Below are 11,611 nucleotides of genomic sequence, written 5' to 3'. Positions count from 1 at the left end.
ATCTTCGCTCGTGGCGGAGGCGCGCGGCAGGGAAGGTTTCCTCCCTCCCACGTCGGCGCGGGTCAGCGCAGGTCGAATCCTTGGAGCACCCGCTGCGGGACCTTGTCGCGGGTGGCGTCGAGCATGGCGCGGCCGATGGCCTCGGCCGTCGTGACGTAGCGCGGCAGGGCCCGGTCCAGCACGGGGTGCAGCCGTACGGAGATCCGGTAGCCGAGCGAGTAGCGGGCGGCCGAGGCGGGGTCCGTGGGCTGCACGAACGCGGGCCGGACCGCGCATCCGGTCTCCGGGAACAGCCGCAGCACCGCCTCCTCGGCGAGCCCCTTGGTGCGGCGGGCCGCGTTCTTGCTGCGCGGGTCCGCGTCCAGGGCGGAGACGTAGAAGAACGCCATGTCCGGGGCGAGGGGGGCGAGCGCGCCGGCCGCCGCGACCGGGAACTCGTACGTCACCCGGGTGTACTCCGCCTCGTCCAGCTCCCGGGAGGAGCGGCCGAGGCACCAGAAGCAGGCGTCGTACCCGGCGAGCCGTTCGGCGATCGCCGAGTAGTCGGTGAAGTCGTCGTGGTGCAGCTCCCGCAGCCGTTCGTGGGTGACGCCGGTGGTGCGGCGGGTGACGGCGAGCACCTCCTCGACGTCGGGGGCCCGCAGGCACGCGCGCAGCGCGCCCTCGCCGACCGTGCCGGTGGCGCCGAAGAGCAGGATCTTCATGGGTGGTGTCCTTCGCGGTGGGGTGCGACGCGCGCACTCATTAGCCGATCGGCTAATGAACGGACTGTAGCGCAGGCCGGACCGTCCCGCAGCGCCCGCGGGTCCTAGGATCCGGACATGGCGACGAGCAGGGCGGATCAGGCGGAGCGGACCCGGCGGGCGGTCGTGGAGACGGCGCGCGCGCTCTTCGTGGAGCGGGGCTTCGACGCCACGTCCTTGCAGCTGATCGCGGACACGATGGGTGTCACCAAGGCGAACGTGTACTACTACTTCCGCACCAAGTCGGAGCTCCTGGAGGCGGTGCTCGCCCCCAGCGTGGCGGCGCTGGAGGCGCTGCTGGACGGGGCGGAGGCGGTGGACGACCCCGGGGCGCGGCTCGGGCTGCTGGTCGACGGGTTCGTGGACCAGGTCGTGCTCGCCCGGCGCACCCTGGTCCCGATGAGCCCCGGCGACCCGATCACCCGTCGTCACGAGGCGACCGCACGGCGGCTCGACGCCCTCGCCCTGCGCGGACTGCGGCTGCTGTTCGGCGACGACCCCACGCCGGACCAGGAGGCCGCGTACTGGGCGGTCAGCGACCTCAGGCCCGTGACGCGGCGCTTCGCCGACCTGCCCGACGACGAACTGCGCGGGCTGCTGCGGCGGTTGTGCCTGCGCACCCTGCGCGTCGACGCCGGGCGTCCCTGAGCGGGCTCAGTCCAGCGCCGCACCGGTCAGCGCCTCGCTCACGTCCCACAGCCGTGCGGTCGCCCCCGGGTCGACCGCGTGCGGGGACACGCCCGTGGGCAGGCGCAGTTCCGTCGTCCACCGGCCGTCGTCCGCGCGCGGCACGGCGAGCGGGGCCACGTCGTTGTCCAGGCAGTACACACCGCCCAGACCGGCGAGCTCACCGGCGGTCGCGCACCACACGCCGGTCGACGCCCCCTGCTGCGGCGTCTTCTTGCCCTGCGCGGGGTCGATGACCGGGCGGCCCTCCTCGTCGATCAGGTCCAGGGAACGGAGGATCTCCGGGGTGGCCCACGGGCTCAGGTTCGTGCCCACGACGGCGCCCGGGTGCAGCGAGAACGCGCGGACGCCCTCCCGCTCGCCGCGCTCGTCGACACCCCTGGCGAAGAGGATGTTGGCGGTCTTGGACTGCCCGTAGGCGGCCATGGGGTCGTACTCCCGCCCGGTGCAGTGGATGTCCTCGAACACCACGGGGGAGACGCGGTGCGCCGCCGCGGACACCGCCACCACGCGCGCGCCCGCCGCCCGCACGAGGGCCGGCCACAGCCGTACGGTCAGCTGGAAGTGGCCGAGGTGGTTGGTGGCGAACTGCGACTCGTACCCGCGTGCGTCACGGCGCAGCGGCACACCCTGGATGCCTGCCCCGGCGATCAGCATGTGCAGCGGACGGCCGCCGTCCAGGAACCGCGCGGCGAAGGCGTCGACGGACGCGGGGTCGAGGAGGTCGAGGCGCTCGATCTCCACGTCCGGGACGCCGGTCAGCGCCGCGGCCCCCTTCGCGGGGTCGCGCACGGGGACGACGACGGTGGCGCCGGCCGCGCGCAGGGCGCGGGTCGTCTCCAGGCCGATGCCCGAGTGGCCGCCCGTGACGACGGCGACCCGGCCGGTGAGGTCGAGCCCCTCGACCACGTCGGCGGCGGTGGCCGACGCGTCGAAGCGGGGGGAGGGGAGGGGCTGCTGCGGGGTGGGCATGTGGATGTGCCGGGCCCTTCTGCCGGTACGGCGAATCCGCCGATGCGGCGAGCGCTAAGCGGAGAATTTTCCGTTTGAACCTACCGGAGAATTCTCCGGTAGGCAATCCGGGCCGGGCGACTCAGTGATCCGGGCCGGCCGCCGGTCCCTCGGGGCTCGTCAGGGGCCGGTACGGCGCGCGCGGCGGGTCGTTCGGCGGCGCAGCGCCGAGGCCGCGCCCAGGACCACGAGCGCCGCCAGGCTCACCGCGGACAGCCGGTTGATCCAGGACTCGGCCGCCTGGCCCACGGCGTACACCGCCGCCGTCGTGCTGCCCGCCCACAGGGCCGCGCTCGTGGCCGTCGCCACGAGGAACGGCCCGAACCGCACGGCGAGGGCGCCCGACAGCGGGGCGATCACCATGCGCAGCCCCGACGAGAAGCAGCTCGCGGTGACGACCCACAGGCCCCGGCGGTCGAAGGCCGCCTCCGTCCGGGCGAGGTTCCGCGGTGAGAGGGCGCGCGGAAAGCGCTCGCCGAGCCGGCCGAGCACGGGCCGTCCGCCCCGGCGGCCCATGGCGTGGCCCGCGGAGGCGCCCGCGCACACCCCGGCCACCACGCTGGCGCACACCAGCACCGGATCGACGTGGCCGCGGCTCGCGAGCAGCGCCGCCGTGAGCAGGGCGATGCCGCCCGGTACCGGCAGGCAGAGGAACTGGAGCCCGACCAGCACGGCCGTGCTCGCATAGACGCCCGCGGGCGGGATCGTCTCCAGCAAGGTCTGTACGTCCAGGGCCGCCTCATCCGGTCGCAGGGCGTGCGGAGGGGCCTCCGCTTAGGGTGACCGTAGGGCAGGGACGGGCCTCCGGGCAAGCCGGGGTACGGCTCAGGAGTCGTCGGGCCTGGCGCCGAGCCGCGTCTCGATGGCCTGCCGGGCCGCCCGCAGCGGGGTGAGGTGGCCGCTGATGGTCCGTGAGGTGAGCCGGGTGGCCGGACCCGCCACGGTCAGCGCGCCCACCACCGCCCCGGTGTAGTCGCGCAGGGTCACGGCGAGCGAGCACAGCCCCACCTCCCGCTCCTGCCAGCAGGTGGCGTACCCCTGCTGCCGCACCTGCGCCAACTCCTGCCGCAGCCGGGCCGGTTCGACGATCGTGGTCTTGGTGTACCGGTGCTGGGGCTCGCTCAGCACCCGCTCCACGAGCTCCGGGTCGGCCGCGAAGGCCAGCAGCGCCTTGCCGGAGGCGGTGGCGTGCAGCGGCCCGCGCCGGCCGGCGTTGGCCACCATCCGCAGGCCGGCGGGCGGTTCGCCGCGGTCGAGGTAGAGCACCGAGTCGTCGTCGAGGATGCCCAGCAGCACGGACTCGCCCGTCTGCACCGCGAGTTTGTCCAGGAACGGCCGGGCGACCCGGGAGAGGTCCACGTCCCGCACGACACCCGTGCCCAGCTCGTACAGCCCCCAGCCCAGGCGGTAGCGGGCGGTCTCCTCGTCCCGCATCACGAGCCGCCGGCTCTCCAGCGTGGCCAGCAGATGGTGCACGCTCGCCTTGCTCAGACCCGTGCGCCGCGCCAGGTCGCTGACCCCCACGGGGTGCGAGGCGCGCGCGATGGCCTGGAGCACGTCCACCGCGTGGTCCACGGCCTTCACCCGGCGTGAGGCGTTCGCCGCCGTCGCGGCCATCGTCTGGTGACTGATCACGTGCGCGGGCTCCGCCCTGTTGTGGTTCGCCGGTGCCGAACGGCTTTCCCCCAGTCTGCCCGTCCGGCAGATGGACCCGGAAACAATCGTTAGCAGATGGCTAACGCGGTTAACGAGAGCGAAACATCGGGCCCTACGGTGAGCGCAGTTCGCAGTACTACCGTGAAATCCCGATAAGTGGGGGTTCGTCCCGTGGGAAACGCAACGACGCGTCTGCTCGCAGTGTCAGCCACTGCGGTGCTCGCCCTGACAGCATGCAGCTCCAACACCCCTGGCACGTCCTCGTCCGCGGCGGCCGGGGGCGGCGGCGAGGAGCACAAGATCGCGCTGCTCCTCCCGGAGACGGCGGTGCCGCGCTACGACGGCAAGGACAAGCCCTACTTCCAGGCCAAACTGAAGAAGCTCTGCGCCGGCTGCAAGCTGCTCTACGCCAACGCCAACTCCAGCGCGGACACCCAGCAGCAACAGGCACAGTCCATGCTCACCCAGGGCGTCGACGCCCTCGTGGTCGACCCGGTCGACGGTGTCGCCGCCGCGAGCATCGTCGCCGCCGCCAAGTCGAAGAACGTGCCCGTCGTGGCGTACGACCGCCTCATCAGGAGCCCCGACCTGTCCTACGTGGTCTCCAACGACTACGAGCAGGTCGGCAGGCTCCAGGCGCAGGCCCTCGTCGACAAGCTCAAGGCCGACAAGGTGCCCCCCTCCCGGGGCGGCGTCATCATGCTGAACGGCGCCAGCACCGACAACAACGCGGGCACCATCAAGGCCGGCGCGCACAGCGTGCTCGACAGGAGCGGCTACCGGGTCCTCGCCTCCACCGACACCTGGGACCCCGCCACCGCGCAGAGCTGGGCCGCGGGACAGGTCACCCGCTTCGGCAAGAAGATCGTCGGCGTCTACTCCGCCAACGACGGCAACGCCGGCGGCGCCATCGCCGCGTTCAAGGCCGCGGGCGTCTCCCCGCTCCCGCCGCTCACCGGTCTGGACGCCACCCTGTCCGGACTCCAGGCGATCCTCGTCGGCAACCAGTACATGACGACGTACAACTCCTTCCAGAAGGAGGCCGAGACGGCCGCCGCCGTCGCCTACGACCTCGCGCAGGGGCGGACACCCCCGTCCTCCGCGACCGTCGACGGGCATCCGGCCGCCCTCAACCCGCCCGTGGCCGTGACCGCCTCCACCATCCGCTCGACCGTGGTGCGCGACGGCTTCTGGACCGCCTCCCAGCTGTGCACCCCCGCCTACCGCGCGGCGTGCGCCACGTACGGCATCAAGTAGCGAACCGCAGCCTCCCTCCCCCCCCGGGCCGCCGGGCCCGGTCGCCCACCCGGTCCGCCCGGCGCCCGCCCCGCCCACTCCGCGATCCGCACCGGCCGGCCCGTGATCCGCACCGCCCGGCCCCGCCAGGAGCAACCATGACGCCACCCACCACCGTCCCCGACGCACCGCCCGGCCGGCGGCCCGCCCTGCTGTCCCTGCGCGGGGTGAACAAGACGTTCGGCGCCGTCCGCGCGCTCACCGACGTCGACCTCGACATCCACGCCGGCGAGGTCGTCGCCCTGCTCGGCGACAACGGCGCCGGCAAGTCCACACTGGTCAAGACCCTCGCCGGGGTCCATCCGCCGGACTCGGGCACCATCACCTTCAAGGACGTGCCGGTCGGCATCACCTCGCCCGCCGAGTCCCACCGCCTCGGCATCGCGACCGTCCACCAGGACCTCGCCCTGTGCGACAACCTGGACGTCGTCGCCAACCTCTTCCTCGGCCGCGAACGCTCCCGCTTCACCCTCAGCGAGGAGGAGATGGAGGAGCGGGCCTGGTCCCTGCTGCGCCAGCTCTCCGCGAAGATCCCCTCGGTGCGCACCCTCGTCGCCGGCCTCTCCGGCGGCCAGCGGCAGACCGTCGCCATCGCGCGCTCCCTGCTCGGCGACCCGTCCGTCGTCATCCTCGACGAACCCACCGCGGCCCTGGGCGTCGAGCAGACCGCCGAGGTCCTCAACCTCGTCGAACGGCTCCGCGACCGCGGCCACGGAGTCCTGCTGATCACCCACAACATGGCAGACGTCCGCGAGGTCGCCGACCGTGCCGTGGTCCTCCGACTGGGCCGCAACAACGGGGTGTTCCGGGTCGAGGACGTCACCCACGAGGAGATCGTCGCGGCCATCACGGGCGCCGCGGACAGCGCCGTCACCCGCCGAGCGGCCGCCGGCGCGGCCGGGCCGACGCAGACCAGCAGCGAAGGGAACGCCTCGTGAGTGTCACCCGCGCCACCCGGACCACCCCGACCGGCTCCGGCCAGGTCCTCGCCCCGATCGACCTGCGCGACGAACGCCTCGTCCGCGCCGACGGACCGCGCGGGGCGGTCGCCGCTCTCACCGCCCGGGTCCGCGGCGGCGACCTCGGCTCGCTGCCCGTCGTGATCGGCCTCGTCCTCATCGCCGTCGTCTTCCAGAGCCTCAACGGCTACTTCCTCTCCAGCGCCAACCTCGTCGAACTCGCCACCGAGTGCGCCGCCGTCGGCACCATCTCCCTCGGCATCGTCCTCGTCCTGCTGCTCGGTCAGATCGACCTGTCCGTCGGCTCCATGAGCGGCCTCGCCGCGGCGATCCTCGGCGTCGGACTCACCCGCCTCGGCTGGTCCGTGTGGACCGCGACCGGCTGCGCACTCGCCGCCGGACTCCTCGTCGGACTGCTCTACGGGGCGATCTTCATACGGTTCAGCGTCCCCTCGTTCGTCATCACCCTCGGCGGACTGCTCACCCTGCTCGGCCTCCAGCTCAACATCCTCGGCAGCAACGGCTCGATCAACCTCCCCTTCGACAGCTGGATCGTCCGCTTCAGCCAGCAGACCTTCGTCGCCCGCCCGCTGTCGTACGTCCTCGCCGCACTCGTCGCCGCCGGATACCTCGCCTCCCGCCTGGCCCGCCACCGCCGCCGCCGGCGCCACTCCCTGTCCGTGCCCGCCCCCACCGGGGTCCTCGTCAGGGCCGGCGTCCTGCTGGCCGCCCTGGAGGCCGGCTGCTGGTACCTCAACCGCGACCGCGGCGTCAGCGCGCCCTTCGTGCTGTTCGTGGTCCTCGTCGTCGCCCTCGACTTCACGCTCACCAGGACCCGCTGGGGCCGCTCCGTGTTCGCCGTCGGCGGCTCCGTCGAGGCCGCGCGCCGGGTCGGCATCCGCGTCGACCGCGTCCACCTCGCCGCCTTCGCCCTGTGCTCCCTGCTCGCCACCCTCGGCGGACTGCTCGCCGCCGGCCGGCTCGCCACCGCGAGCACCAGCAGCGGCGTCGGCGACACCAACCTCAACGCCATCGCCGCGGCCGTCATCGGCGGCACCAGCCTCTTCGGCGGACGCGGCGGCGCCTACTCCGCGCTGCTCGGCATCGCCGTCATCCAGGCCATCGCCAGCGGTCTGACGCTGCTCAACCTGAGCTCCGCCATCCGCTTCGTCATCACCGGCGTCGTGCTGCTCGTCGCCGTCGTCGTCGACTCGCTCGCCCGGCGCTCCCGCGCGGCGCACGGCCGGGCCTGACCCGGCGGCGCACGCTCGACACCACACCCGTCAGGAGGAAACAGAGGCCATGACCGCAGACACCACCCAGGCCGGACCCGCCGGCGCCACCCGGACACCGCGCGTCTACGCGCACTTCGTGGACGGCCGGCACCGCGAGCCCACCGCGGTGCTGGAGCGCCGGGCACCCGGCACCGGCGCCGTCGTCAGCACCGTCGGCGCGGGCGACGCCGCCGACGTGGACGCCGCCGTCCGGGCCGCACGGCGCGCCTTCGACAGCGGCGTCTGGTCGGACGCCACCGGCTTCGAACGGGCCCGCGTCCTGCACCACGCCGCCGACCTGATCGAGTCCCACGCCGCCCTGCTGGCCGCGCTCGACGCCGAGGAGGGCGGCAAGCCGGTCCGGCTCGCCGAGGGAGACATCGCAGGCGCCGCCGCCCTCACCCGCTACGCGGCGGGTCTCGCCACCCAGGCGCACGGCACCACGTACACCACCAACGGCGCCGACCACACCGGACTGGTGCTGCGCGAACCCGCCGGGGTCGCCGGCCTCGTCACCCCGTGGAACTTCCCGGCGCTGATCCTCTGCCAGAAGCTGCCCTTCGCGCTCGCCGCCGGCTGCACCGTCGTCGTCAAACCCTCCGAACTCACCAGCGGCAGCACCCTGGAGATCGCCCGCCTGTACGCCGAGGCCGGGCTGCCCGACGGCGTGCTCAACGTCGTCACCGGCGACGGCCGCGCAGGGCAGGCCCTCGCCGAGCACCACGAGGTGGACGTCCTGTCCTTCACCGGCTCCACCGCGACCGGACGGAAGGTCCTCACCGCCGCGCAGGGCAACCTCAAGAAGGTGTCGCTCGAACTGGGCGGCAAGGCGGCCAACATCGTCTTCCCGGACGCCGACCTGGAGGACGCCGCCGAGGGCGTCGTCCTCGGGGCGTTCTTCAACAACGGCGAGTGCTGCGTCTCCCAGGCCCGGCTGCTCGTGCACGAGAGCATCGCCGACGACTTCCTCGCCGAACTCACCGCCCGCACCGCCCGGGTCACCGTCGGCCAGCCCCTCGACCGCGCCACCGACGTCGGCGCCATGATCCACCCCGGCCACCTGGACGCCGTACTCGGCCATGTCGCCCGCGGTCGCAGCGAGGGCGCCGAGATCGTCGCCGGCGGCTCCCGCGCGAGCGGACCCGGCCTGGACGACGGCCTGTTCGTCCGGCCGACCGTCCTGGACGGGGTGGGCCGAGGGATGAGCGTCTTCCGCGAGGAGATCTTCGGCCCCGTCCTCACCGTCTCCCGGTTCCGGGACACCGAGGAGGCCGTCGAGCTCGCCAACGCCGTCGACTACGGCCTCGCCAACAGCCTCTGGTCCAAGAACGTCGACACCGTGCTCCCCGTGGCCAGGGCCCTCAGGAGCGGCACCGTCTACGTCAACACCACCATCGACGCCCCGCCCACCCTGCCCTTCGGCGGCTACAAGGCCAGCGGCACGGGCCGCGAAATGGGACAGGCCGGCTTCGAGGAGTTCACCGAGCTGAAGTCGGTCAGCATCCGCACCGGCAAGCGCGCCGGCACCTTCGCCTTCGGCGGCACGCGTGCGCCCCGCGCCTGACCGGCGACCGCCGGCCGGACACACGGCCGCATCCCGCAAGGAGCCACGACGATGAGAATCACCACGGCCGAAGAGGCGGCCGCCCTGGTCCCGGACGGCGCGACCGTCCTGGTCGACGGGTCGGGCGGCGGCGTCAACGAACCGGCCGCCGTCCTGACCGGCCTGGAGGCACGCTTCCTCGCCGAGAGCCGCCCCCGCGACCTCACCCTGGTCCACATCTCCGGCATGGGCGACGGACACGGCGGCGGCATCGACCGCTTCGCCCACCCCGGCATGGTCCGCCGGGTCGTCGGCGGCCACTGGGGCTGGACCCCGCGCATGCAGCGGCTCGCCCTCGACGAGCGGATCGAGGCGTACTGCCTGCCGCAGGGCACCCTGTCGCACCTGATGCGCGACATCGCCGCCGGCCGGCCCGGCGCGATCTCCGCCGTCGGCCTCGGCACCTTCGTCGACCCGCGGCTCGGCGGCGGCCGGCTGAACGCCTCCGCCACCGAGGACGTCGTCCAGCTCGTCGAACTCGCCGGACGGGAATGGCTGTTCACCCCCGCCTTCCCGATCGACGTCGCCGTGATCCGCGGCACCCGCGCCGACACCAACGGCAACATCACGATGGACGGCGAGGGACTGTTCGCCGAGACGCTCTCCGCGGCCCAGGCCGCCCGCAACAGCGGCGGACTGGTCATCGCCCAGGTCCGCGAGGTCGTCCGGGCCGGCACCCTCGACCCGCGCCGCGTGCGCGTCCCCGGCGTCCTCGTCGACGCCCTGGTCGTCGACCCCGGGCAGCGGCTCTCCTTCGCCACCGCCGACGACCCCTTCCTGACGGGAGAACTGCGCGCCCCCGCCACCGCCCACACCCCGATCCCGCTGTCCGTGCGCAAGGTGATCGCCCGCCGCGCCGCCCTCGAACTGCGCCACGGCGACGTCATCAACCTCGGCTACGGCATGCCCGACGGGGTCGCCGCCGTCCTCGCCGAGGAGGGCCGCCACGACGACGTCACCTTCACCGTCGAACAGGGCCACATCGGCGGACTCCCGGTCGGCGGCAGCGACTTCGGCATGTGCGTCAACCCCGAGGCGTCCGTCGACGCCGGCCACCAGTTCGACTGGTACGACGGTGGCGGCCTCGACGTCGCGGTCCTCAGCTTCGCCCAGCTCGACGCCGCGGGGAACGTCAACGTGGGTCGGTTCAGCGGTCGTATCCCCGGCGTCGGCGGCTTCGTCAACATCTCCCAGGGCGCGCGGCGCCTCGTCTTCGTCGGCACCCTCGTCGTCGGCGGCGACTACGGCATCGGCGGCGACCGCCCCCTCACCGTGCCCCACGACCGGCCCGCCAAGGCCGTCCGGGAGATCGCGCAGATCAGCTTCTCCGCCGCCCAGGCCCTGCGCACCGGACAGCCCGTCACCTACGTCACCGAGCGCGCCGTCTTCCGGCTCACCGAGGACGGCCCCGAACTCACCGAGATCGCCCCCGGACTCGACCTCACCGTGGACGTGCTCGACCACCTGGAGTTCAAGCCGCGGATCAGCCCCGGCCTCGCGCCCATGGACCCACGCCTCTTCCGGCCCGGGTCCATGGGCCTCACCCTGCCCCCCTCCCGGAAGGACCACGGCCGTGCCGCGCACTGACGACCTCCTGCCACGCGAACGGCGCGGACCGGTGCTCCTCGCCACGCTCAACCGCCCCCACAAGGGCAACGCCCTCAGCCGGCCGCTCGTCGACGCCCTCGACACCCTCGCCGCCGACGTGGAACGCGCCCAGGACGACCCCGGCGGCCCGCGCGCCCTCGTCCTCACCGGCGCCGGGCCCAAGGCGTTCAGCGCCGGCGCCGACATCACCGAACTCGACGGCATCGGCGGCCCCGGCGCCTACGCGCAGATGCGGCGCGGCCAGCAGGTCTTCGACCGACTGGAGCGGCTGCCCGTCGTGGTGATCGCCGCCGTCAACGGGTTCGCCCTCGGCGGCGGCCTCGAACTCGCCATGGCCGCAGACCTCCGTGTCGCCGCCCCCGCCGCCCGCCTCGGCCAGCCCGAGATCACCCTCGCCAACCTGCCCGGCTGGGGCGGCACCCAGCGCCTGCCGCGCCTCGTCGGCCGCTCTCGCGCCACCCGCATGATCCTCACCGGCGACCTCCTCACGGCGGCGCGCGCCGAGGAGATCGGCCTGGTCGACGAGGTCGCCGACGACCCCGTGGCCACCGCCGTCGACCTCGCCGCACGGATCGCCGCGCACAGCGCCACCGCCGTCGCCGGCGCCAAGCACGCCATCCGCACCGGCCTGGAGTACGGCGTCGAGGAGGGTCTGGAGGCCGAGGCGGACGCCGTCGGCGCCTGCTGCGAGACCCCCGAGCAGAAGGCCGCCGTCCAGGCGTTCCTCCGGCGCGGCACGCCGGCCGGCCCGTGACCGGCCCGCTGACCGAACGC

11 protein-coding genes are annotated in these 11,611 nt (G+C 73.8%); 7 read left to right on the top strand and 4 right to left on the bottom strand.

Annotated elements, in window-relative coordinates:
* Positions 1-62 precede the first annotated feature (62 nt).
* Positions 63-704 (bottom strand): NAD-dependent epimerase/dehydratase family protein, encoded by a 642-nt coding sequence (locus tag AB0F77_RS12400; protein ID WP_361945731.1) that lies wholly within the window; start codon positions 702-704, stop codon positions 63-65.
* Between the two features lie 117 nt (positions 705-821).
* On the opposite strand from AB0F77_RS12400, the gene AB0F77_RS12395 reads away from it, so the two are divergent.
* Positions 822-1,391, top strand: a complete 570-nt coding sequence (locus AB0F77_RS12395; RefSeq protein WP_361945728.1) for a helix-turn-helix domain-containing protein — start codon at positions 822-824, stop codon at positions 1,389-1,391.
* Positions 1,392-1,397: 6 nt separating this feature from the next.
* Here the strand turns inward: AB0F77_RS12395 and AB0F77_RS12390 are convergent, their stop codons facing one another.
* The 3 genes from AB0F77_RS12390 to AB0F77_RS12380 form a co-directional block, all read right to left on the bottom strand.
* Positions 1,398-2,402: an SDR family NAD(P)-dependent oxidoreductase gene (locus tag AB0F77_RS12390; protein ID WP_361945725.1), complete on the bottom strand. Its 1,005-nt coding sequence runs from the start codon at positions 2,400-2,402 to the stop codon at positions 1,398-1,400.
* Positions 2,403-2,561: 159 nt separating this feature from the next.
* Positions 2,562-3,158: a DedA family protein gene (locus tag AB0F77_RS12385; protein ID WP_361945722.1), complete on the bottom strand. Its 597-nt coding sequence runs from the start codon at positions 3,156-3,158 to the stop codon at positions 2,562-2,564.
* Between the two features lie 108 nt (positions 3,159-3,266).
* Complete coding sequence (locus tag AB0F77_RS12380; protein ID WP_361945719.1) at positions 3,267-4,076, bottom strand: IclR family transcriptional regulator; 810 nt, start codon at positions 4,074-4,076, stop codon at positions 3,267-3,269.
* A 222-nt stretch (positions 4,077-4,298) separates the two neighbouring features.
* Between AB0F77_RS12380 and AB0F77_RS12375 the strand changes: the two genes are divergently transcribed.
* From AB0F77_RS12375 to AB0F77_RS12350, 6 genes are all read left to right on the top strand, one after another.
* Positions 4,299-5,354 (top strand): substrate-binding domain-containing protein, encoded by a 1,056-nt coding sequence (locus AB0F77_RS12375; RefSeq protein ID WP_361945716.1) that lies wholly within the window; start codon positions 4,299-4,301, stop codon positions 5,352-5,354.
* A 137-nt stretch (positions 5,355-5,491) separates the two neighbouring features.
* Entirely contained in the window at positions 5,492-6,331 is an 840-nt protein-coding gene (locus AB0F77_RS12370) for an ATP-binding cassette domain-containing protein (RefSeq protein WP_361945713.1), read from the top strand.
* Positions 6,328-7,605, top strand: a complete 1,278-nt coding sequence (locus AB0F77_RS12365; protein WP_361945710.1) for a sugar ABC transporter permease — start codon at positions 6,328-6,330, stop codon at positions 7,603-7,605. The genes AB0F77_RS12370 and AB0F77_RS12365 overlap by 4 nt, the downstream gene beginning before the upstream one ends.
* Positions 7,606-7,654: 49 nt before the next feature.
* Positions 7,655-9,190, top strand: coding sequence for an aldehyde dehydrogenase family protein (locus AB0F77_RS12360; RefSeq protein WP_361945707.1), 1,536 nt, complete (start codon positions 7,655-7,657; stop codon positions 9,188-9,190).
* A 51-nt stretch (positions 9,191-9,241) separates the two neighbouring features.
* Positions 9,242-10,816 (top strand): CoA-transferase, encoded by a 1,575-nt coding sequence (locus tag AB0F77_RS12355; RefSeq protein ID WP_361945704.1) that lies wholly within the window; start codon positions 9,242-9,244, stop codon positions 10,814-10,816.
* A complete protein-coding gene (locus AB0F77_RS12350; protein WP_361945701.1) occupies positions 10,803-11,591 on the top strand; it encodes an enoyl-CoA hydratase/isomerase family protein in 789 nt (262 codons plus the stop codon). The genes AB0F77_RS12355 and AB0F77_RS12350 overlap by 14 nt, the downstream gene beginning before the upstream one ends.
* Positions 11,592-11,611 lie beyond the last annotated feature (20 nt).

The sequence above is a fragment of the Streptomyces sp. NPDC026672 genome (genome assembly GCF_040638185.1).
Classification (GTDB): domain Bacteria; phylum Actinomycetota; class Actinomycetes; order Streptomycetales; family Streptomycetaceae; genus Streptomyces.
This window is presented reverse-complemented; position numbering and strand designations above follow the sequence as displayed.

Excerpts from the sequence above, each read along its gene's own strand:
- AB0F77_RS12400 (WP_361945731.1), bottom strand. The coding sequence starts at position 704 with ATGAAGATCCTGCTCTTCGGCGCCACCGGCACGGTCGGCGAGGGCGCG.
- AB0F77_RS12395 (WP_361945728.1), top strand. The coding sequence starts at position 822 with ATGGCGACGAGCAGGGCGGATCAGGCGGAGCGGACCCGGCGGGCGGTC.
- AB0F77_RS12390 (WP_361945725.1), bottom strand. The coding sequence starts at position 2,402 with ATGCCCACCCCGCAGCAGCCCCTCCCCTCCCCCCGCTTCGACGCGTCG.
- AB0F77_RS12370 (WP_361945713.1), top strand. The coding sequence starts at position 5,492 with ATGACGCCACCCACCACCGTCCCCGACGCACCGCCCGGCCGGCGGCCC.
- AB0F77_RS12360 (WP_361945707.1), top strand. The coding sequence starts at position 7,655 with ATGACCGCAGACACCACCCAGGCCGGACCCGCCGGCGCCACCCGGACA.
- AB0F77_RS12355 (WP_361945704.1), top strand. The coding sequence starts at position 9,242 with ATGAGAATCACCACGGCCGAAGAGGCGGCCGCCCTGGTCCCGGACGGC.